Below are 20,218 nucleotides of genomic sequence, written 5' to 3'. Positions count from 1 at the left end.
ATCAGGTCCCCCTGTCACCGCGCCTCCGCCTGTCCAGGTGGCCTAGTCACTTGGTGCGCGTCCTTGATTATCCTGGATGGGATCGGAACCGGAATGATTGGCGCGAATTGACACAGGGGCCGCAAACGCCCGAAGATTCCTATTTAATCGGGCCAGGCCAGGGGCGGGCGCGGCATGGGGCCACGGGACGGGGCCTTGGGAGATTTTCCGTGCGTGGTCCTGCTCATAGGGGACATCGAGCCCCTCGAGTCTGGTCGGTGGCAGGGGCACCCTATGCGAATGCGCGCTTTATGGATTTGGGAACGCGTGGGTCCGCCTGATACCATCCCTGGTGCCGGGCGGTGTCCCGGTCCCGCCATTTGGAGTTCCCGCCGTGCGAGGCGACGCGCCCAACCCCTGGAAACGGCAGCCCGACAAGGGGCAGTTGTACACCCGCATCATCGGTGACATCCGGCAGTTGGAGCAGTCGGTGGGCGCCTTGCAGCGCACCTGCCAGATGGTGGCGCGGACCAAGGAGCTGAACGCCTTCCGCAAGCTGTGGGTGGAGGTGGGGGACACCCTGTCCTTCATCACCGTGCTGGCGTCGCGCGGGGAAAGCCTGGATGAGAGCAAGCGTCCGGCCACCCTGATCCGTCTGGCCCAGTTGCGCCAGACGGTGACGGAACTGCACATCCAGTCGGTGGAGCCGGTGTTGCAGGCGATCGTGGACCGGGCGGAACCCATGGGCCTGGGCACCGGCTATGTCATGGAAAAATGGATCACCCACCTGGATGTGACGGCCCAGGAGGTGACGCAGGCCGTGGCCGACCTGGAGCGGTTGCACCAGGACGTGCGGCACGCCGCCCTGTTGGCGGAAACGGTCCCTGTGGGCGACGCGGCGGCCCCCTTGCTGAAACAGGACGCGGTTGAGGCCTCGTATGAGGCGGCGGTGGCGGGCTACGGCCGCCTGGTCGGTGCCATCGCCCGGTCCCGCGCGCTGGCCCAGATCATCGTGCAGTCGGCACCCGCCCTGCGTGACTTCACCCATGATCGCCAGGAACAGACCGTCACCGCCTATCTGCGCGGCCCCGGTGACGCCGCGGGCCTGCCGGCGCCGGGCGGCGGCGGCGCCATGACCGGCACGCTGTATCTGATCCGCAAAGAGGGGAAGCTCTATGTCGATCCCGAGCTGTCGTCCGACGCGGTGAAATCCTTGCGCGGGGGCGGCCTGATGGAGGATCTGTCCAAGCGGGTGGATCTGCCGCGCCACAAGCTCACCACCCTGCTGGCGGGCCGCGATGGCATCAACTTCACCTTCCTGTCCAAGCTGAAGGCGGGGGTGGAGGGCATGACCGGCGCCGGCGGCGTGAAGGTGGAGGTCCTGCAGACCTGAGCGGGCTGGCCCGGCGCGCTTCTTCCATTGCCATCGCCCTCAAGGTCTGCCCCTAATCCAGCGCACCTTGCAAAGCGGTCCCGATGGTCAAGCCTGCCAGCCTTTCCCCTTCTCACGATGATGTTTTGTCCCCGGATGACGCCGACAACCCGCTGGCGCTGGACCGTCAGTTGTGTTTCGCCCTGTACCAGGCGACCAACCGCATCACCCGCGCCTATCGCCCCTTGCTCGAAGCCCTGGGCCTGACCTACCCGCAATATCTGGTGCTCATGGTGTTGTGGGAGGGCGCGCCCCATGCGGCCCCTGCGCGGGGGGTGGCCGTGGAGGGGGGGACCGTGCCGGCGGCGCCCATGACGGTGGGGGACTTAGGCGCGAGGCTGGATCTTGATTCCGGCACCCTGACCCCCTTGCTGAAGCGCTTGGAGGCGGCCGGGCTGGTGGCCCGGCGGCGCGACCCGGAGGATGAGCGCCGTGTGCGTGTGGAGCTGACGCCGGCGGGGTGGACGCTGCGCGACAAGGCGCTGGCCATTCCCGGCGCCATGTTCTGCCGCTTCCCCATGCCCCTGGAGGAGGTGACCGACCTGCGCGACCGCCTGCATCGGCTGGCGGCGGCGCTGGGCGAGGATTGAGCCCTTACTTCAGGGGCACCAGCTTGATCTCGAACACCTTGGGCCAGCGTTTGCCGGTGACGAACAGGCGGTCGCCCACCGCGTCATAGGCGATGCCGTTCAGCACGTTGTCGACGTTCGGCGCCCGGCCCGACAGGGCCTCCAGCGGGGTCAGGTCGATCCAGCCGGTGACGGCGCCGGTGGCCGGGTTGATGCGGGCGATCAGGTTGGTCTGCCAGATGTTGGCCAGGATCTCGCCCTTCACGAACTCCAGCTCATTCAGGTTGCGGATGGGGTAGCCATTGTCGGTGACGGTGATGCGGCCCGTTTCCGCCAGCGTCTCCGGGTCCAGGAAGCGCAGTTCTGGCGTGCCGTCGCTCATGATCAGCCGGTGGCCGTCCTGGGTCAGGGCCCAACCCTCGCCGCGATAGTGGAAGCTCTTCCGTTCCTTGAAATCGCCCAGGCCGTAGACGAAGCCGACCTCGCTCCGGTAGGTCAGCTGCACCAGGCGGTCCTTCCAGTTGACGATGCCTTCGCCGAAATACTGGGGCGGCAGGTCATGGCTTTGCACCACCTTGCCCGTCGCCAGCTCCACCTTGCGGACGGAGGACTGCCGTTCCAGGCCGGTGCTCTCGTACAGGAAGCCGTCCAGGTAGAAGAGGCCCTCGGTGAAGGCCTGGCTGTCATGGGGATAGGTGCGCACCACCTCCACCCCATATTTGGCCGGCGCCGCGACCTGGGGCACCGGCTGGAACGCCGCCTGGGACTGGGCGGCGACGGGCCAGGCCGTCGGGCACAGGGCCCCCAGGACAATAGCCATCAGCGGGGCGTGGAATCGGGACAGGGGCATGGGGGCGGCGCTCATGCGGCATCAGGGGCTGGGGCGTTATACGAGGGGCGGGCGCGGCCGTCGCCGGTCACGGCGCCGCAGCGGGGTCGGCCAGGGGATCGGGCACCCCATCCGACGGGGCGTCGCCTTCGGCCGGGGTGTCGGGCTTGAGGCCCTGGCCCGTCACCTCGATGCCCCATTCCTCCACCAGCGCCTGGCGTTCCTCATCCAACTCGCGGATTTTGGCCTGGTCACGGGCGACGGCCCAGCCGGCCACCAGTGGCGGTATGCCGAAATACAGCAGCCAGCCCACGCCGGCGGCGGAATACATGACCAGCCAGGTCACCGGCTGCACCAGCAGGCCGGCGGCATAGTCCATGGTGTGGCCATGCTGCCAAAGCTGGATGCAGAAGGGCATGACGCCGCACAGGTTCAGTCCGCCCACGGTCACCGCCGCCGGCTTGTCCGGGTCGCGGTCCACGATCCAGGCCACCAGGGTTGGAATCATGCCGATGACGGTCAGCACCGAGGTGGGCAGGACCAACGCGCCCAGGGGCAGCAGCAGCACGGCGGCGGCCAGCAGGCCGCCATAGCTGCGGCGTCGGGGGGATGAGGCGCTGTTCATGGCACCACCCTGGCTCACTTCACGCCCGCCATCAAGGTGACGATCAAGGCCAGGCCGGCCAGGGAGATGCCGCTGGCCACCATGGCGGCCACCCGCTTGCCCTTGGACACGGCGTCGTCGCTGCGATCGCCCAGCGTTTCCTCGATCTTGTTGATGCGGGCCGTCAGGCTTTCATGCCGGCGCATGGCGTCCAGGAAGCCGTGGTGGTCCTGGGTCAGGGCCTTGGGGTCGTCGACGATGCTGAGCAGGATGTCCAGCACACCCTCGCGCGCCGCCTTCTGTGCGGCGACGCGGACCTCCTCCCGCTTTTTCAGGTTGCGGAAGCGCTTGAACGACGGTTCCAGGATGCTGGTCATCCACAGGGCCAAGCCGGACACCTTGGGCGGGCCCGCCCGGCGCTGGGTATCGGCCAGGATGGCCAGCACCCCCACCGGCCGCCGCGCCGACTCCGCCGCCAGCGTGGCCAGCAGGCGCTCGTTCAGCTTGGGGTTGCGGGTGGCGACGAAGGCGGCGACATGGCGGTCCATGGGGTCCCGGCCCGGACCGGCGCCTGCGCCCACCGCGTCCAGCGCCGCCATCAGGTCGCCCAGCGTCAGGGGGTAATAGTCGGCCACGGCCGGACTGAGGCAGGGCGCTACCTGGTTCAGGCCGTATAGCGCGCGCTCGATGCCGAATCCGGGGCTGGTGTTCTCCAGCACGGCGCGCACGGCGTCGAACTGCTGGATCATCATCACCTGCTCGGCCTTGTACTCCGACTGCACGCTGATCCAGAAGGCCGGCAACTGGCCCACGATCATCTCCGCCAGGGCCTGGCCGCCTTCGCCGGTGGCCAAGGCCTCGGCCAGCGCGGTGCCGAAACCGTCGGGCATGATGGCCCGGCCCTTGTAGCGCAGGGGGCCGGGGGGATCGAGGGCGGTGCAGACGCGGGCCACCAGCCGTTCCTCCACGTTGGAGGCCCGGCCGCCCGCGGTGGCGGTGCGAACGGCGTTGGCCACGGCTTCCGCCCGCGGCTCGTCATTCAGGGAGCGGCGCAGCCAGCGATCCAACTCCCCCCGCTCGATCACCTGGGCGGCGGCGACGGGGGATTTGGAAAAGGCCCAGGCCGCCCCCCGGACGTGCCAGATCTCGCGGCCCTGGAACTCCATGGGGCGCGGCGCCCGCTTGGGCAACTGCGCCTGCTTGGGGCTGAGGCGGCGCCCCTGCATCCACATGTCCAGGTCGTTCAGGGTCCAGCGCTGGCGGGCGTCGTCGGTGATCAGGCCGCGCAACGGCTCCACCAGCGACTGCGGGACGCGCACGCCCGATGTCAGCGCCGAATACGTGCCCCTGTCCATGCGCGCCTGCAGCAGCGTCTGGTCGTCCAGGCCCCGGCCGGGCGCACGGCCCAGGTACAGGGTCAGCAAGGTCACGCCCAGGGCGTACAAATCGTCGGCGATGGTGCCGTTGCCCCGGCCGGCGCGGTCGGCCAACGCGCGCTCCAGCGGTTCGAACACCAGGGGCTGGGCATAGCCGGGCGGCAGGCTGACGCAATCGCCCAGCACCACCGCCGCCGCCGCCGATTCGCGGATGAACAGGTTGGTGGGGTTCAGCGCGCCACAGCTCAGGCTGCGCTGGGCGATGTCGCGCAGCACGGCGGTCAACTGCGGCAGCACCACCCGCACCAGCGCGTCGTCGGCGATGCCCTCGATGACGTCGTCCAGCCGTTCCATGATGCGGCGGCCGGAGGGCCGCTCGAACACACAGACGAAGCGGCGGCGATGTTCCGGCGTCCAATCGACCACGCCCCAGTCCATGAGGTGCAGCAGGTTGTTGTTGTCGATGGCGCGAAAGCTGCTCATCGCCTCGATGCGCGGCGGCACGGGCTGCTCGCAGACGATGGCGAACAGCTCCGTCTTCTTTTCGCGCATGCGGTGGCACAGATAGGCACGGCCGCCGGGCGTGTCGAAGGCGGGCAGGGGCGCGCTGGGCTGGATCTCCGCCCGGCCGCCCAGGTCGACGGGGCCCAGGTCGGGAACCGGGAACTCTCTATCTGCCGCCGCCATCGCACCCCATCCGGCTGGCGCCCGGCCAACCTCTCACCCCCGACCGCGCCCCTGCGCCCGGCATTCCCGATCATGCCCCATGGCGGGGGCGGCGAACAAGCCGGCTGGCCGGAATAGGCAGTCGGATCAATGTCATTGGCCTATTGGCCGTCCCGCCCCGGACAGCACGGCGGCGGGACGGCGCATGGCTGATTCCCAAACGGATTGCGATGGATCAATACCCCCGGCGTGGCGGCAGGCGCATGATGTCTGGCACATACCGTCCGGTGGCAACATCGTTGCCCTGCTAAACCACAGGGTTGATACTGCGTCCCGCGGATACGCGAAGGCGGGACCTTACTGATCAGGATGCCTTTCTAATGCTGTTTTCTGGCGATGATTCTTCCGGCGACGTGACTGCGCCTGCGGGCGAGGGCACCTTCGTCGTGGAACGTCGCTGGCGGCCCCTGGTGCTGGTCGTCACCTTGGCCGTCCTGTCCTTCAGCGGCCTGTTCGCCGCCGGTTTGGGGCGGGAAAACGGCATGGGCACCCCCCTGGTCATGGCATTGGGGGCCCTGGGCATCGTCGCCGGCCTGACGCTGGCGGCCCTGGTGCATGGACGCGTGCGCCGGCATGAGCTGCTGCGCAGCCAGGTGCGCCAGCGCACCTGGGAACTGGAACAGGCCCGCCGCCTGGCCGAGGAGCAGGCGGGCGCGCTGGCTGCCACTATCCGCGACCTGCGCGTCGCCGCCCGGGTGATCGAGCATAGCGTCGACGGCATCATCGTGACCGACGCCGACAACCGCATCGTCCTGGTCAACCGCGCCTTCACCGAAATCTCCGGCTATACGGCCGATGAGGTGATGGGCCAGGACCCCCGCCTGCTGAACTCGGGCCGCCAGGGCCCGGAATTCTACCGCGTCATGTGGCGGGCGTTGCGGGATGAGGGTAGCTGGACGGGCGAGATCTGGAACCGGCGCAAGGACGGCACCCTCTACCCCGAATGGCTGCGCATCACCCTGCTGCGGGATGAGGCGGGCGCCATCACCCATCACATCGCCGTCTTCAGCGACCTCACTGCCAAGAAGGAGGCGGAGGAGCGCAACCGCCATCTCTCCTATCACGATCCGCTGACGGGCCTGGCCAACAGGGCGCTGTTGATCGGGCGGGTGCGCCTGGCCCTGGCCAACAGCCGCCGCACGGGCGAACCGGTGGCCCTGCTGCTGCTGGATCTGGACCATTTCAAGCTGCTGAACGACACCCGCGGCCATCCGACGGGCGACGCCGCCATCATCGCGGCGGGGGAGCGCATCCGCCGCACGGTGCGGCCGGGCGACACCGTGGCCCGCCTGGGCGGGGACGAATTCGCCGTCATCCTGACAGGGCTGTCACAGGGAAGCGCCCCCCTCACCGGTGCCGACAAGCGGGAGGAGGCGCTGGCCGCCGTCGGCCAGGTGGCCGAGCGGCTGGTCGCCGCCTTCCAACAGCCCCTGATGCTAGAGGGTAATGGCGGGGGAGAGGTGCGGCTGGCCTGTTCCATCGGCGTGGCCGTGGCCCCCGCCGACGGTGACACGTGGGAGGCCCTGCTGCGCCATGCCGACGTGGCGCTGTACGCCGCCAAGCACGCCGGCCGCGACCGCTATCACTTCTTCACGCCCGAGATCGGCGACCGGGTGCGCGACCGCACCTGGATCGAGGAGGGCTTGCGTATTTCACTGGGGGTGGCCTCTGGGGGGGCAACGACGGCGTGGTGGAAGGGTTCAGCCTGGTCTATCAGCCGCAATACCGGCCCGCCGCCAACGACAGGGCCGCCGTGCTGATGGGGGCGGAGGCGCTGTTGCGCTGGAACCATCCGGAGGATTTGAGCCCCGTGTCGCCCGCCCGTTTCATCCCGGTGGCGGAGGAGACGGGCCTGATCGTGCCGCTGGGCGACTGGGTGTTCCGCACGGCCTGCCGTGCCGCGCGCAAGGTGCGCGAGCGCGGGGTGGTGGGCTTCAAGATGGCGGTCAACCTGTCGGCGGTGCAACTGCGCGACAAGGGCTGTGGCGAGCGCCTGCTGCAAATCCTGACGGAAGAAGGCTGCACCCCCGCCGATATCGCGCTGGAGATCACGGAAAGCGCCCTGATGGGCGATGCCGAGGGCAACCTGCAGGCGGTGCACGAGCTGCGCGCCAACGGCTTCCGCTTCGCCATCGACGATTTCGGCACGGGCTATTCCTCGCTAGCCTATCTGCGCAAGTTCGCCGCCGCCTATGTGAAGATCGACAAGTCCTTCGTTGACGGCCTGCCCGGCGATGACGCCAGCCGTCAGATCGTGGCCGCCGTCATCGCCATGGCCCACCATCTGGGCCTGGAAACCATCGCCGAGGGCATCGAGACCCAGGCGCAGCTGGACTGCCTGCGCGACCTGGGCTGCGACATCATCCAGGGCTATCTGCTGGGCCGTCCCATGCCCGAGGCGCAGCTCATGGCGCTGCTGGCGCCCAAAAGGGAAATGGAAGATATAGAATAGATTGGAATCTATTTCAGAATGTAAATATAAATATTTTGGAATATGCTAAATATTCCAAGCCAAATAAGAAGAACGACTATTTGTATTTTCCATTTTTTAATTGACTCCATGGGGATAAAATTAACATTTTCCCCATCTCCGGCTTTGGAGCGTGCGCGTAAAATAAGTGGAAGTTCGTGGATTGACAGCATTTCTATTGAAAAATGCTCGCCTGGGGCCAAGCTTTCAATTTGAATGGCGAAATGGCCTTCTGGATTCTTATTTGTTTTGTATATAATAGAAGGCCAAATCTGAAAATGTTCTGGCTCAGATCCAAAAATAATTTCTACATTTTCGGCTTGCGCTCTCCCGCTATTTCTAATAAATAATGTTTTTGTATAATATAATGCAGGTGCTTTTGTTTTGTCATGTTGAACAGAAAAAACAAATCCATGAGAAAATCCCCATTTTATCCTCGATTTTGGCGTCAGAATTATCTTAATGCCGGCGGCAATTAAGGTAATGATGCCGGGAATAATACTTTGCTGCAGGGTTTCTGACAGATATGAATCTATGTTAATGGCCATCATTTTCTCTTTATTTTAGTTTATAAGATATAATTTTATGAGAAAAGTGATGTGAACTCAATGACTGGTTGGCTCTAAATCGACCCCGGCCTTCCAGTCGGTGCCTGCCTTGTAGATGCCCAATCGCTTCATCTCACCGGTGAAGCTGTCCCAGCGGGCGGCGGTCATGCGGCCGACGGCGTCCGGCGCCGCTGGCGAGCCCTCCACGATGCCGTTGTCCACCAGGGCCTTGCGGCCATAGGCCAGGGTTTCCGCGTCCATGTCGGGGTTGGACTTGCGGATCAGGGCGTCGGCGGCGGCCGCGTCGCCGTGCAGGTAGTTGCGCCAGCCCTCCGCCGTGGCGGCGACGAAGGCCTTCACCGCCGCCGGATGGGCCTGGATATAGGCGTCGTTGAACATCACCAGGCCGCTGTAGCCGTCATAGCCCTGGTCGGCCAGCAGGAAGACTTTCACGTCCGCCCCGGCCTTCTTGGCGATCAGCGGCTCGCTGGTGACATAGCCCTGGGCCGCCGCGGTAGGGGTGGTGAGGAAGGGCGCCAGGCTGCCGGTGTAGCGGCGGATCTGGCCGTCTTCATAGGGGTACTTGCTCTTCAGCCAGCGCCACAGGGTGTTGATGCTGGGGTCGCCCAGGAAGATGGGGCGGCCCTTCAGGTCCGCCAGGCTGCCGGTGTTCTGGGCATGCGCCATCAGGATGGTGGGGTCCTTCTGGAACATGGCCGCCACCGCCTTCACCTTGGCGCCCGCCTCCACCAGGTTCAGCACGTAGAAGGCGTTGGAGCCTATGGTGCCGTCGATCTTGCCGGCGGCCAGCATCTGCTGCGCGCTCATCCCCGGGCCGCCGGGCACGATGGTCACGTCCAGCCCGGCCTTCTGGTACAGGCCCTCCGCCACCGCCTGGAAATAGCCGCCGTGTTCGGCCTCCGCCTGCCAGTCCAGCATGAACACCAGCTTCTCGGCGGCGCGGGCGGGGTGGCTCAGGACCGGGGCGGTCAACAGGGCGGCCAGCGCCAGGCCGGCCTTCAGCAGGGCGCGGCGGGGGTGACGGGCAGGCATGGGGGCTCCCTCATCTCTCTCGATGGTCGACGGGGGCGGAGCATACCCACAGATGCCGGCGGGCGGAAGCGGCGGCGGGATTTGCGGCTTGCGGCCGGGGAAGGCGGCCCTATAAGACTCCAGGGTGGTTAACCCCTTACGCTGGAAAGTCCCTCCCGACCATGCCGTGCCGCCTCTCCTTTCGCCGGAACGCCCATGCCTGCGCGGGGTGCGGGTCATGAGCCGCTGGCTGCTGGTGACGGGTGGGGCCAAGCGCCTGGGGCGCCTGATCGCGCTGACGGCGGCGGGGGCGGGCTGGGACCTGGCCCTGCATTGCCACGCTTCGGCGGAGGCCGCCGAGGCCACAGCGGAGGAGGTGCGGGCGCTGGGCCGCCGGGCTGTGGTGGTGCGGGCCGATCTGGCCGAACCGGCCCAGGTGGAAACCCTGCTGCCACAGGCGGCCAGCGCCGCCGGCCAGGCCATCCAGGGCCTGGTCAACTCCGCCTCGCTGTTCGAATGGGATGACGCCGCCAGCCTTACGGCGCCGGGATTCCTGACGCACCAGACGGTCAACACCCTGGCGCCCGTGCTGCTGATCCGCGCCCTGCATCAGGGGCTGGCGGCGGAAGGGACAGACCAGCGGGGGGCGGTGGTCAATATCTTGGATTTCAAGCTGGCCAATCCCAACCCGGACCACCTGTCCTACACCCTGTCCAAGTACGCGCTGGCCGGTGCGTCGCGCGTGCTGGCCCGCGCCTTGGCGCCCAGCGTGCGGGTCAACACCGTCTCCCCCGGCTATGTCCTGCCGGCACCCGGCCAGGATGAGGCGGAGTTCCAGCGCCTGAGCCGCCGCAACCCCCTGGACCGCGCGCCGGATGCGCAGCAGGTGGCCGACGCCGTTGTCTTCCTGCTGAACCACGACACCATCACCGACCAGGACATCGCCGTCGATTGCGGCCTGCATTTCCTGAGCCTGGCGCGCGACATCGGCATCGCCTGACGGGGCATGCCGTAGAGGGCGCCGCCCTGGCGCCGTCGCTCGATTTGGTATGTCTGGAGAAGGGGACGGATGGTGGGCGCGGTAGGGATTGAACCTACGACCCCCGCCGTGTGAAGGCGATGCTCTCCCGCTGAGCTACGCGCCCATCCGTCCGGGCTTGCCAGTCTGCGCTGGCGGCAGTGCGATCTAAGGTGTTGATCGTACTGGTTTCGAAGGATGGTGGGCGCGGTAGGGATTGAACCTACGACCCCCGCCGTGTGAAGGCGATGCTCTCCCGCTGAGCTACGCGCCCATCCGTCGTGGGGGCGGTTTGTAGAGGGATGGGGGGCTGGTGTCAATATGCTTGTTCGGGGGCGATGATAAATCCATTCTGGGCCCGTCCCGGGGACCGGTCGGTGCTGGGACAAGGGTTTCTGAGGGAAGGAATGGGTATGCGCGTCGCCTTGTGCCTGAGCGGCCAGCCGCGGACCTGGCGTCATTGCATCGACAGCCTGCGCCGCTTTGTGGCCGGCCATGAGGTCACCACCTTCCTGCATCTGTGGGATGAGGTGCCGGAGGCGGAACGGGCGGAGATTCTGGCCGCCTACCAGCCGGCCGCCCACCTGGTGACGGCGCGTCCGCCCTTCGCTGCGGAGAAGCGGCGCATGGCGGAGCGGTGGCACTACCGCCCGCCCTTTTTCATCTTCGACATGTTTCATGCCGTGCAGCAGGTCCTGACCCTGGCGCTGGGCCATAAGGGGCCGGACGGCAAGGCGGCCCCCTTCGACGCCATCATCCGGGTGCGCTATGACAGCCGTTTCGATGACACCCTGCCCGAGGATTGGTTCCGTACCCCCGGACTGATCACCCCCGACAACTGGGCGCCGGCCGCCGGGTACAACGACCAGTTCGCGTTCGGCCGCCCGCCCTTCATGCGCCTCTATGCCGCCTTCGCCACCTGGCTGCCCCGGGGGATGGAGGGACATGAGCGGCCGGTGTTCCAGCCGGAGGTGGTGCTGCGCCATTACTTGGACCGCGTGGCCATGGTGCCGGTGCGTCAGGCGCCGCTGCGCATCACCCTGCTGCGCGAAGGGCAGGAGGATGTGCCCTTCGACAGGCTGACGGACCTGCCCATGGTCCACGCCCAGAAGGCCGCCGCCTGGAAGCGATACGCGGTCGAGGGCCTGCCGCCCGAACTGGTGGAAAAACTGGACTTCTCCCACTACGCCGAGGCGCCGCTGGTGGTGGACCAGCAGCTGGAGGCCCTGCTGGCCCCCCTGGATGAGGCGGCGCAACACGCCCTGCTGCGGTCGCCCTGGGCCGATCGCATCGTGGCCGTGGATGCCTTCCTCGCCGGCCAGGTGTCGCAACGGTCCGGCAACGGCACCCTGACGGGGGAGGAGTATGAGCGGCTGCGCCTGCTGTGCGCCGGCCTGATCTACCGCATGCCCCGGGAAAGCACGATGGATGCGGACGCCGCCATCCTGCATGTGCTGTCCTGCAACGTGGTCGACGCCACGCGGGTTTCCGAATGGCTGCAGGTGGTGGGCGATCCGGGGCGGGCCGCGCTGAAGCGCCGCCTGACGCGCCTGACCATCCTGGCGGCGGCCGTCGCCCACGCCGATCCGTTCAGCCAGGATTTCCGCCTGGGCTGGCGCATGAACTGACCCCCCGTCATGGCGCCGCTTCAGGCGAGCGATTCCGCCAGGGGGGCCAGGTCGCGCAGGGCGGCCAGCGCGTCGGGCGTGTCCACGTCCAGGTGAACGCCGCTGTCAGCCGGCACCTCCGCCACGTGGTCGGCATGAAGCGCCAGCAGCCCGCGGGCGCCTTGGTCACCGCTGATCCCGGCCATGGCGGGGATCAGGTCTGCCGGCCACAGCACCGGATTGCCGCGTCGCCCGTCCGCCACCGGCACCACGATGGCGCGACCATGCCCTTGCCGGAACCGTGCCAGCAGCCGGCGCTGCAGGTCCGCGGTCACGCGCGGCATGTCGCCCAGGCAGACCAGCACGCCCGCCGCGCCGGCGTCCAGACTGGCCAAGCCGGCCTTGAGGGAGGCGCTGAGCCCCATCGCGTGGTCCGGCGCCTCGATGAAGCGGACCGCCAGCCCGGCTAGCGCGGCCCGCACCTCGGTCGCCTGGTGGCCCAGCACCACCGTGACCCGGCCCGGGTTGGCCGACAGCGCCGCCGTCACCGCATGCCACACCAGCGGACGCCCGGCGTAATCGGCCAGCAGCTTGTTGCTGCCCATGCGCCGCGCGGACCCCGCCGCCAGCACCAGGGTGGTGACGGCTGGCGGCGCCTCCGCCGGCATGTTGGCGGGTGCCACGCGCTGGCGCGGCATGGGGCGGCTGGGGATGTCGTTCAGCAGGCCGCCGACGCCCATGCCCATGATGTCGTCCGGCGTGACCTCCACCCCGGCGGCGATGCGCTGCAGGATCCAGTCGAAGCCGTTGACGCGGGGGGAGCGGGCGCAGCCCGGCAGGCCCAGCACCGGCACGCCACCCAGCCGGGCCAGCAGCATCAGGTTGCCGGGGTCCACCGGCATGCCGAAATGCAGCAGCTCGCCGCCCGCGCGCTCGATGCCGGTGGGCAGGACGTCGCGCCGGTCGGTGATGGCGGAGGCGCCGATGACCAGCAGCAGGTCCAGGTTCAGGCCCGCAAGCGCCTCCAGCGCGCCGGCCACGGACGCCGCGTCATGGGCCGTGCGCCGTTCGGCCACCAGGGTCCCGCCCACCTGGGCCAGGCGGGCGGCGGTGACCCCGGCGGTCTTGTCCAGGGTGACGGCCTTCAGGCCGGGCAGACGGGTCTGCACCAGGCCGGCGCGGACGCCGCGCCACGGGGCCAGGCGCAGGATGGGCCCGGCATCGGCCGAGCTATCGCCGGTGGCGACCGCCGTCACGCGGGTGAGCAACTCGGCCGGTACGGCGAAGGGGATGATCTTGACGGTGGCGGCCATGGCCCCCGCCTCCAGGGGGGCATGCGCGGCCACGGTGGCGACTGTCACCGCCTCATGAACCCGGTTCAGGCGGGTGAGGCGCGCGGCGTCCACCAGCAGCAGGCCGGCGCGCTCCGCCATCAGGTTGACGCGGCCGGTGGCGGCCCGCGTCAAGGCCAATCCCGGACCGGCGATGGCGGCGGCCACCTGGGAGGCGGCCGCATCCTCCCCCACGTCGCCCGCCTCCAGCCGCACGGCGACCACTTCGGTCACGCCGGCGGCGGCCAGGTCCGCGAGATCGGCCGATGTCAGCCGCCGTCCCTTGGGATAGCGCAACGCCCCGGCCTTCAGGCTATGGGCCAGCACGGTCCCCTCGGCATCGGCGACGGGCAGGGGGCCGAACAGCATGGCGTCAGCGCCCCGCGCCGATGCGCTCGGCCTTGGCGCCGCGCAGGGCCAGGGTCACCTGCGCCAGGATGGAGACGGCGATTTCCGCCGGGGTCAGGGCGCCGATGTCCAGGCCGACGGGGCCATGGATGCGCTCCAGCGCCGTGGGGCCGAAGTCGGCCATGCGGTCCAACCGCCGCTGATGCGTCTTGCGGCTGCCCAGGGCGCCGATGAAGAAGGCGTCGCTTTCCAGGGCGGCGCGCAGGGCCGGCTCGTCCAGCTTGGCGTCGTGGGTCAGGGTGACCACGGCGGTGCGCCGGTCGGGCGCCAGGGCCGCCACGGCGTCATCCGGCCATTCCCGTACCAGCGTGATCCCGGCGGCGTCGGGAAAGCGGGCCGCACTGGCGAAGGCGGCGCGCGGGTCCACCACGATCACCTCATAGCCGGCCATCCGGGCCATGGGCGCCAGCGCCTGGGCGATGTGCACGGCCCCCACCAGGACCAGGCGCAGGGGCGGGTTCCACACCTGCGCGAACCATTCCCCTTCCGCTTCCTCTCCTTCCGTGTCACGGGGGGTGATGAGGGTGGAGCGGTCGCGGGCCAGGGCGTCGAGCACCTGGGCGCGGATGTCGTCGGGCAGGGCGGTTTCGCCCTGCTGGCGGTCGGCCTCCACCAAGGTTTGCTGCCCCGTGGCGAGGTCGGTCACCAGCGCGGCCGGCCGCTTGGCGTCCGCGGCGGCCAGCAGGGCGGAGAGCAGCCGCCGGCGCGTGGCGCCATGGCCGGGGCCGACGGGGGCGACGTAGATGCGCACGGTGCCGCCGCAGGCCAGCCCGACCTCCCACGCCCGCTCATCGGGCACGCCGAAGGTCAGCAGCCGCGGCTCCCCATCCTCCAGCGCGCGCAAGGCCTCTTCCACCACCGCGCCCTCGACACAGCCGCCGGAGACGGAGCCGATCATGGTGCCCGCCGCGTCCACCGCCAGCTTGCTGCCCACCGGCCGGGGGGAGGAGCCCCAGGTGTCGATGACGGTGGCGATGGCCGCCGCCTGGCCCTGGGCCAGCCAGCCCTCGACCGCGCGCAGGATGGACAGCTCGTCCACCGGCGCGTTGACCGCCGCAGCGCCCTGCGGCGGCGTGTCGTCAGACGGCGGCGCGGCCAAGGTGGTGATGGCAGGAAGGGGGGCTGCCTCGGGGGCGGACGGATCGACGGTCATGGACACCAGCGCATGGGACACCACTGCGGACCTGGGCTGCGACACTATCGACAGCGGCATGCCCAGTCTTTCCCAGATAAGGGGTGCTGCCGCTCTTTGCCAGCGCGGATATGGGGGACGAACAAGGTTCCCAACGGACCGCACTTTGCCAAGCGGGCCGTACTTTGGGAGTGTTGCGCGGATAAATCGTAAGTCTTACGCTGTCTTCATCCTGTCACGCGTGCGAGGCTTGGCCATGATGTGCGGCGAGATTCGGTTTTCCTCCAAGATTGTCCTGATTCTCCTGGGGGCGGTTGCAGGGCTGATTGCGTCCATGGGCCTGTCCGGCCTGATCCTGGCCGCGCTCTGGGGGGACGCCGTGCCCCCGTCCTGTGTGGCCGGTGGCGGCCTGTTGCTGTTCCAGGCGGCAGCCACCGCCATCCTTTATTGGCGTCGTATCCACACCGCGCGGCGTGTGGGGCAAGTGGTGTCCGCCCAGGCGATGCGGGGTGTGCGCGTCATGGGAGCGCAAGCCGCTTTTCTGCCGGTCATTATCTGCGTTCCGGCCATGGCGACGGCGCGTGGCGCCACGTTTCAGGAATGGACGCCGGTCCTCGTGACGCTGCTGGTCGCCGGTCTGCTCGTCATGCTGTCGGCCTTTTGCCTGACGCGGGCGGAGCCATAAGCGGCTGGGCCGCTTAGCGGATCAGCACGATCAGCAGCAGCAGGACCAGGACCAGCAGCGGGATCCAGATCATGGGGCGCAGGCCGGCGTGCGTGACCGGATGCGCCACTGTGGGCGCCGGCTGGGCGTCATCGTGCGCCGCCGCCGGGGGGGCGGGTTCCGGGGGCAGGGAAATGCCAGCCGATCCCAACGCCTCCGCCTCCGTCGGCCGCACCTGATGCTCAATGGCGCGGGCGTGGGTTTCCGGTTCCAAGGGCAGCGTGGCGGCCACGGGCTGGGTGGCCTCGGCCTGCGCGGCCATGACCAGGGACGGCGCCAGGGCCTCGCTCAGCGGCGCCATCTCAACCAGCGGAATGGACTCCGCCGGCATCGCTTCTGAAATGGCGGCGGCGTCGACGGCGGGTTCGGCCAGGGCCACGTCCGCGACCAGGGCGGCGTTCGGGCCCCCGGCCGATGCCAGCAGGTCCGCCAGGTGGGCGAAGAAAGCGCGGGTGTCCTCCTCCGCGCCCGCGTCGATCTGCGCGTCAAAGGTCAGGCGTGTCCGGCCGTCGCCGGTCTCGGCCAGCCGGATGCGGGCCCGTTGGCCGTCGCCGTTCAGGACGCAGGCGTGGGGCGGCTCCAGGTCCGACAGGGTGAGGGTGCTGGAATAGCCCGGCGGCACGCTCTGCCGCAGCACCTCGGCGTCGTTCAACGCCGCCCACACCCGGTCCTGCGGGGCCGCGATCAAATATTCGCCGGTAATGTCCATCGGGGACGTCCTCATTCTGCCAATTCCCGCGACCGTACTGGGCACGCGCTTCCGGGGCAAGTGTCCGGAAAGCCGCGCGTTCCATCCCCATGGGGTGTATCGGCGGGGGCCGTGCCGGCGGATGCCTGGCCAATCGGCATAGGCTTGATTGCGGCGTCCTAGCAAAAAAAGCCCATTTTCACTGCCCGATTGAACGGCCAATCCTCGACCCCGGCAATAACCGCAGGGATCATCTTGGCCGAGTTCCACGAGCGCTGGGAGCTTCTATTAGGGCACTTCGGGGCTTCCCTTGAGCTCCGCCCCGATTCGCGTTAGGGTGGTGCATCATGATCATGATACCGCCGCCCCCTGTCCTGGACCTCAGCCCCGCCCACCCGCCGGCGGCGTCGCTGCATGTCGACCGGGTGGACGCGGTGCAGGAGCGTGAGGCGCGGCAGCGGGACCGCCGTCGGCGCCCGCCCGCCGAGGCGGGGCAGCGTCATGGCCGTTCCCTCTTCGATGACATCGTGGATGAGGCCGACCCAACCGGCGCCCTGGAACCCCACCATGAGGAACGGCTGCGCCAGAACCTGCGCGGCCTGGTCCGCAGCGGGGCCCCGGTGGCGCCGCCGGCCCCGGGCCAGGAACTGGCCCATGTGGTGGAACACCTCGCCCCCCAGCATGCGGAACTGAGCGATGCCGAGCGGCTGGAGAACGCCCGCCTGGCCGACGCCCTGCGCCAATGCCTGGCGGTGCACAGCGACGGTGCCCGCAAGATCGCCAGCTATCTTGAGGCCCTGTTGGCCCAGAACGGTGAGATCCACCATGTGGAACTCACCGTCTGACACGACCGCTTGGCGTGAGGCTATCCGATTGGGCGTCAGCTGGTGCGCCGGGCGCCCAGGGGTAGGCTCAGCAGCGCCTCGCGCCGTTGTTCCTGCCGCAGGCTGAGATGGCGGACCGCCAACAGGTCGCGCTGCGCCACCAGGCCCACCAACCGCCCGCTTTCGCGTGATAGGACGGGCAGGCGGCTATGGTCCGTGGCCCCCATGCGGTCGGCCACCCGGCCCACCAGCTCGTCATCATAGGCGACGGCCACCGATCCATGGGCGCACTGGTCGCCCAGCGTCCAGCCCTCTCCCCGCCCGCCGTCCTTGCCCCACTGCCCATCCCGGGCCCAGCGTAGGGCATCGGTGCGCGACGCCATGCCCACCACCTGGCCGTCCGCGTCCACCACGGGATAGCTGCGGTGCCGGGCCTTGGGTGCCTGCCCCGCCTCCTCGGCCCCTGTGAAGAAGGCCAGCGCGTCGGTCAGGGGCATGGTGGCCGGCAGGGTGTCCACCGGCTGGGCCATCACCTGGGCCACGCGCATGGTCTCAAACGGGTCGACGGCGTATTCGCGCACGATGTGATGGCCGCGCCGGGCCACCTTCTCGGTGAGGATGGAACGTTTCAGCAGCAGCACCGTGGTGCCGTGGGACAGGGCGCAGGCGATGGCCAGGGGCAACAGCGCGCCGACGTCGTGCGACAGTTCCAGCGCGAAGATCATCGCGGTCAGCGGGGCCCGCATGGTGCCGCCCATCATGGCCGCCATGCCCGCCAGCGCCCATTCGCCGGCCTCGCCCACGGGCGCCACGGCGCCGAACAGGGCGCCCAGCGCGCCGCCCATCATCAGCAGGGGCGCCAGCACCCCGCCCGAGGTACCCGACCCCAACGCCACCGACCAAATCACCGCCTTCACCGCCACCAGCGTGAGGGCGGAGGCCGGCGGGATTTGCCCGTGCAACAGCCCGGCGATGTTGTCATAGCCCACGCCCAGGGCGCGCGGATCGATCAGGCCACCCAGGCCGATGAAGACGCCGCCGATCATGGGCCACCACATCCAATGCAGGGGCAGGCGGCCGAACAGATCCTCGAACCCGTAGACCAGGCTGGTCAGAAGGCCGGAGCCCAGGCCCGCCAGCACGCCCAGCAAGGCGCAGAGGGCCAGGCCCGTCGCCGGCAGCGCGGCGCTGTCGGCCAGGGGGAACAGTGGGCCGGCACCCAGCAAGGCGGGACGGCAGGCGGCCGCCACGGCGGCGGCGATGGCCACCGGGATGAAGCTGCGCGGCTTCCACTCGAACAGCAGCAGTTCCACTGCCAGCAGCATGGCCGCCACCGGGGTGCCGAAGGTGGCGCTCATGCCGGCGGCGGCCCCCGCGACCAGCAGGGTTTTGCGCTCCGCATCCGTCAGGTGGAAGAACTGCGCGAAGAGGGAGCCGATGGCGCCGCCCGTCATGATGATGGGACCCTCGGCGCCGAACGGCCCGCCGCTGCCGATGGAGATGGCGGAGGACAGGGGCTTCAGCAGCGCCACCTTGGGCTGGATGCGGCTGCGGCCCACCAGGATGGCCTCCATGGCCTCCGGAATGCCGTGCCCCCGGATCTTCTCGCTGCCATAGCGCGCCATCAGCCCGATGATCAGGCAGCCGACGACGGGCACCAGGGGCATGAAGGGCCCCCAGACGCTTTGGGCGATCACGGCCGGCGCGGTGCTGAGCCGCCCGAAGTAGAACAGGTTGGTTGCCAGGTCGATCAGGCGCAGCAGCACCCAGGCGGCGCCCGCGCCGGCCGCCCCCACCACCCCGGCCATGGCCATCAGCATCAGCAGCCGCCGGTCGGCGCTGAAATCGCCCAGAATATGATCTTGGGGAATCCGGGAGGCCTCTTGCGGCTTCCCCCGCGGCGCTTGGGTGGGCTGGCCGTCCATCAGCAAATCATTCGCCATCGCATCAACAACCGTTAAAAAAGGGAAGCCGGACCCACCGGCTGATGGCTTTAATATATCGTACTGCGATATTTATGAAGGGGCCATCCGACAGTGCTGTATTGCGTCCCGACTGCAGGAGCGGCCATCCCATGCCCGAAACCGTGGAATCCTTGGAAAAGGCGGACTATGAGCTGCTGGCGGAGTTCCGGCACATGCTGCGCTGTTTCCTGTCCTTCAGCGAGGACGCGGCGGCGGAGGCCGGGCTGACGGCGCAGCAGCATCAGGCGCTGCTGGCCATCAAGGGCTATCCCGGGCGCGACCATGTGACGGTGGGGGAGCTGGCGGAACGGCTGTGCGTGCGCCCGCACAGCGCGGTGGGCCTGATCGACCGCCTGGAAAGTCATGGCTGGGTGCGGCGGGCCCCCGGGCCGGAAGACCGGCGCCAGGTGGTCATCAGCCTGACCCCGGCGGCGGAGGAACTGCTGGCCGGCCTGTCGCGGGTGCACCGGGACGAAATCCGCCGCCTTTCGCCCCTGCTGCGCACCCTGTTCGACCGGCTGGAGGGTTAAGGGACGCGCGCCCGCAATTCGGCCGCGAAGCTGTAAATCTGCACCAGATAGCCGTCCAGGTCGCGCATGAACGCCGAAGGATAGGGCGTATCCATGTCGCGCCGTTCCAGCAACTGCCCGCCAGCGGCCAGCCATTCTTGTACCAGGCCTTCGAGCTCCGCCGGCTCGTCCACCTCTATGCCCAGATGGTCGATGCCGCCCAGGCTGCCGACAGCGGCCGTGGGGCCGGTGTCATATTCCCGCGTCTCTTTCTGATCGGTCAGGTTCATGACATAGCGCAGGCCCGGGGCGGCCAAGGTGATGGTGTGGGGCTCCGTCCGCACCCGAGCCAGACCCATGATGCGCTGGTAGAAGGTGGCGGCGCGGTCGATGTCGGTCACGACCAGCACGATGTGGCGGAAGCCCAATGAGGCGGCCATCGGCGTCC

At 68.7% G+C, this 20,218-nt stretch carries 19 protein-coding genes and 2 tRNA genes; 9 read left to right on the top strand and 12 right to left on the bottom strand.

Annotated features, from left to right (window positions below):
• Positions 1-373: 373 nt before the first annotated feature.
• Positions 374-1,372 (top strand): hypothetical protein, encoded by a 999-nt coding sequence (locus tag ULB03_RS15605; RefSeq protein ID WP_322484060.1) that lies wholly within the window; start codon positions 374-376, stop codon positions 1,370-1,372.
• A gap of 125 nt (positions 1,373-1,497) precedes the next feature.
• Positions 1,498-2,001: a MarR family winged helix-turn-helix transcriptional regulator gene (locus tag ULB03_RS15600; RefSeq protein WP_322484059.1), complete on the top strand. Its 504-nt coding sequence runs from the start codon at positions 1,498-1,500 to the stop codon at positions 1,999-2,001.
• 4 nt (positions 2,002-2,005) lie between these two features.
• On the opposite strand, the gene ULB03_RS15595 is transcribed toward ULB03_RS15600, so the two are convergent.
• The 3 genes from ULB03_RS15595 to ULB03_RS15585 all read right to left on the bottom strand — a co-directional run bounded on the left by ULB03_RS15595 (position 2,006) and on the right by ULB03_RS15585 (position 5,476).
• Entirely contained in the window at positions 2,006-2,830 is an 825-nt protein-coding gene (locus tag ULB03_RS15595) for a glutaminyl-peptide cyclotransferase (RefSeq protein WP_322484058.1), read from the bottom strand.
• A 67-nt stretch (positions 2,831-2,897) separates the two neighbouring features.
• A complete protein-coding gene (locus tag ULB03_RS15590) occupies positions 2,898-3,434 on the bottom strand; it encodes a hypothetical protein (protein ID WP_322484057.1) in 537 nt (178 codons plus the stop codon).
• Between the two features lie 14 nt (positions 3,435-3,448).
• The gene (locus ULB03_RS15585) at positions 3,449-5,476 is read right to left on the bottom strand and encodes a serine/threonine protein kinase (RefSeq protein WP_322484056.1); all 2,028 of its coding nucleotides are present in this window, start codon (positions 5,474-5,476) and stop codon (positions 3,449-3,451) included.
• 359 nt (positions 5,477-5,835) lie between these two features.
• Between ULB03_RS15585 and ULB03_RS15580 the strand changes: the two genes are divergently transcribed.
• Positions 5,836-7,275, top strand: coding sequence for a diguanylate cyclase domain-containing protein (locus tag ULB03_RS15580; RefSeq protein WP_322484055.1), 1,440 nt, complete (start codon positions 5,836-5,838; stop codon positions 7,273-7,275).
• Positions 7,206-7,967, top strand: coding sequence for a putative bifunctional diguanylate cyclase/phosphodiesterase (locus ULB03_RS15575; RefSeq protein ID WP_322484054.1), 762 nt, complete (start codon positions 7,206-7,208; stop codon positions 7,965-7,967). Before ULB03_RS15580 ends, ULB03_RS15575 begins: the two co-directional genes overlap by 70 nt.
• Before the next feature lie 8 nt (positions 7,968-7,975).
• On the opposite strand, the gene ULB03_RS15570 is transcribed toward ULB03_RS15575, so the two are convergent.
• Together ULB03_RS15570 and ULB03_RS15565 are read right to left on the bottom strand one after the other, a co-directional pair.
• Positions 7,976-8,536, bottom strand: a complete 561-nt coding sequence (locus ULB03_RS15570) for a hypothetical protein (RefSeq protein ID WP_322484053.1) — start codon at positions 8,534-8,536, stop codon at positions 7,976-7,978.
• 54 nt (positions 8,537-8,590) lie between these two features.
• Positions 8,591-9,586 (bottom strand): ABC transporter substrate-binding protein, encoded by a 996-nt coding sequence (locus ULB03_RS15565; protein WP_322484052.1) that lies wholly within the window; start codon positions 9,584-9,586, stop codon positions 8,591-8,593.
• A 217-nt stretch (positions 9,587-9,803) separates the two neighbouring features.
• On the opposite strand from ULB03_RS15565, the gene ULB03_RS15560 reads away from it, so the two are divergent.
• Positions 9,804-10,565: an SDR family oxidoreductase gene (locus ULB03_RS15560; RefSeq protein ID WP_322484051.1), complete on the top strand. Its 762-nt coding sequence runs from the start codon at positions 9,804-9,806 to the stop codon at positions 10,563-10,565.
• A gap of 70 nt (positions 10,566-10,635) precedes the next feature.
• Here ULB03_RS15560 and ULB03_RS15555 read toward each other — a convergent pair.
• Positions 10,636-10,710, bottom strand: a tRNA-Val gene (locus ULB03_RS15555).
• Between the two features lie 72 nt (positions 10,711-10,782).
• A tRNA-Val gene (locus ULB03_RS15550) sits at positions 10,783-10,857 on the bottom strand.
• Between the two features lie 139 nt (positions 10,858-10,996).
• On the opposite strand from ULB03_RS15550, the gene ULB03_RS15545 reads away from it, so the two are divergent.
• On the top strand, positions 10,997-12,211 hold the full coding sequence (locus ULB03_RS15545; protein ID WP_322484050.1) for a hypothetical protein: 1,215 nt from the start codon (positions 10,997-10,999) through the stop codon (positions 12,209-12,211).
• A 20-nt stretch (positions 12,212-12,231) separates the two neighbouring features.
• On the opposite strand, the gene ULB03_RS15540 is transcribed toward ULB03_RS15545, so the two are convergent.
• Both ULB03_RS15540 and ULB03_RS15535 read right to left on the bottom strand, forming a co-directional pair.
• On the bottom strand, positions 12,232-13,890 hold the full coding sequence (locus tag ULB03_RS15540) for a molybdopterin-binding/glycosyltransferase family 2 protein (RefSeq protein WP_322484049.1): 1,659 nt from the start codon (positions 13,888-13,890) through the stop codon (positions 12,232-12,234).
• A gap of 4 nt (positions 13,891-13,894) precedes the next feature.
• A complete protein-coding gene (locus tag ULB03_RS15535; RefSeq protein ID WP_322484048.1) occupies positions 13,895-15,142 on the bottom strand; it encodes an XdhC family protein in 1,248 nt (415 codons plus the stop codon).
• A 175-nt stretch (positions 15,143-15,317) separates the two neighbouring features.
• On the opposite strand from ULB03_RS15535, the gene ULB03_RS15530 reads away from it, so the two are divergent.
• Positions 15,318-15,746: a hypothetical protein gene (locus ULB03_RS15530; RefSeq protein WP_322484047.1), complete on the top strand. Its 429-nt coding sequence runs from the start codon at positions 15,318-15,320 to the stop codon at positions 15,744-15,746.
• Positions 15,747-15,759: 13 nt separating this feature from the next.
• Here ULB03_RS15530 and ULB03_RS15525 read toward each other — a convergent pair whose 3' ends face one another.
• Complete coding sequence (locus ULB03_RS15525; protein ID WP_322484046.1) at positions 15,760-16,509, bottom strand: CoxG family protein; 750 nt, start codon at positions 16,507-16,509, stop codon at positions 15,760-15,762.
• Positions 16,510-16,820: 311 nt separating this feature from the next.
• Between ULB03_RS15525 and ULB03_RS15520 the strand changes: the two genes are divergently transcribed.
• Positions 16,821-17,318, top strand: a complete 498-nt coding sequence (locus ULB03_RS15520; protein WP_322484045.1) for a hypothetical protein — start codon at positions 16,821-16,823, stop codon at positions 17,316-17,318.
• Positions 17,319-17,353: 35 nt separating this feature from the next.
• Here ULB03_RS15520 and ULB03_RS15515 read toward each other — a convergent pair whose 3' ends face one another.
• On the bottom strand, positions 17,354-19,240 hold the full coding sequence (locus tag ULB03_RS15515; protein ID WP_322484044.1) for a chloride channel protein: 1,887 nt from the start codon (positions 19,238-19,240) through the stop codon (positions 17,354-17,356).
• Between the two features lie 131 nt (positions 19,241-19,371).
• On the opposite strand from ULB03_RS15515, the gene ULB03_RS15510 reads away from it, so the two are divergent.
• Complete coding sequence (locus ULB03_RS15510) at positions 19,372-19,791, top strand: MarR family winged helix-turn-helix transcriptional regulator (protein ID WP_322484043.1); 420 nt, start codon at positions 19,372-19,374, stop codon at positions 19,789-19,791.
• On the opposite strand, the gene ULB03_RS15505 is transcribed toward ULB03_RS15510, so the two are convergent.
• On the bottom strand, positions 19,788-20,210 hold the full coding sequence (locus ULB03_RS15505; protein ID WP_322484042.1) for a VOC family protein: 423 nt from the start codon (positions 20,208-20,210) through the stop codon (positions 19,788-19,790). The two genes, ULB03_RS15510 and ULB03_RS15505, sit on opposite strands and share 4 nt — an antisense overlap.
• Between the last annotated feature and the right edge of the window lie 8 nt (positions 20,211-20,218).

Source organism: Nitrospirillum goiasense (assembly GCF_034427435.1).
Taxonomy (GTDB): Bacteria; Pseudomonadota; Alphaproteobacteria; order Azospirillales; family Azospirillaceae; genus Nitrospirillum.
Note: the sequence above shows the minus strand (reverse complement) of the source record. Positions and strands in the feature narration are given on the sequence as shown.

Bases quoted from the DNA above. Each gene is read 5' to 3' on its own strand.
- ULB03_RS15595 (WP_322484058.1), bottom strand. From the start codon at position 2,830: ATGCCCCTGTCCCGATTCCACGCCCCGCTGATGGCTATTGTCCTGGGG.
- ULB03_RS15590 (WP_322484057.1), bottom strand. From the start codon at position 3,434: ATGAACAGCGCCTCATCCCCCCGACGCCGCAGCTATGGCGGCCTGCTG.
- ULB03_RS15585 (WP_322484056.1), bottom strand. From the start codon at position 5,476: ATGGCGGCGGCAGATAGAGAGTTCCCGGTTCCCGACCTGGGCCCCGTC.
- ULB03_RS15580 (WP_322484055.1), top strand. From the start codon at position 5,836: ATGCTGTTTTCTGGCGATGATTCTTCCGGCGACGTGACTGCGCCTGCG.
- ULB03_RS15570 (WP_322484053.1), bottom strand. From the start codon at position 8,536: ATGATGGCCATTAACATAGATTCATATCTGTCAGAAACCCTGCAGCAA.
- ULB03_RS15565 (WP_322484052.1), bottom strand. From the start codon at position 9,586: ATGCCTGCCCGTCACCCCCGCCGCGCCCTGCTGAAGGCCGGCCTGGCG.
- ULB03_RS15560 (WP_322484051.1), top strand. From the start codon at position 9,804: ATGAGCCGCTGGCTGCTGGTGACGGGTGGGGCCAAGCGCCTGGGGCGC.
- ULB03_RS15545 (WP_322484050.1), top strand. From the start codon at position 10,997: ATGCGCGTCGCCTTGTGCCTGAGCGGCCAGCCGCGGACCTGGCGTCAT.
- ULB03_RS15540 (WP_322484049.1), bottom strand. From the start codon at position 13,890: ATGCTGTTCGGCCCCCTGCCCGTCGCCGATGCCGAGGGGACCGTGCTG.
- ULB03_RS15535 (WP_322484048.1), bottom strand. From the start codon at position 15,142: ATGCCGCTGTCGATAGTGTCGCAGCCCAGGTCCGCAGTGGTGTCCCAT.
- ULB03_RS15530 (WP_322484047.1), top strand. From the start codon at position 15,318: ATGATGTGCGGCGAGATTCGGTTTTCCTCCAAGATTGTCCTGATTCTC.
- ULB03_RS15525 (WP_322484046.1), bottom strand. From the start codon at position 16,509: ATGAGGACGTCCCCGATGGACATTACCGGCGAATATTTGATCGCGGCC.
- ULB03_RS15520 (WP_322484045.1), top strand. From the start codon at position 16,821: ATGATCATGATACCGCCGCCCCCTGTCCTGGACCTCAGCCCCGCCCAC.
- ULB03_RS15515 (WP_322484044.1), bottom strand. From the start codon at position 19,240: ATGGCGAATGATTTGCTGATGGACGGCCAGCCCACCCAAGCGCCGCGG.
- ULB03_RS15510 (WP_322484043.1), top strand. From the start codon at position 19,372: ATGCCCGAAACCGTGGAATCCTTGGAAAAGGCGGACTATGAGCTGCTG.
- ULB03_RS15505 (WP_322484042.1), bottom strand. From the start codon at position 20,210: ATGGCCGCCTCATTGGGCTTCCGCCACATCGTGCTGGTCGTGACCGAC.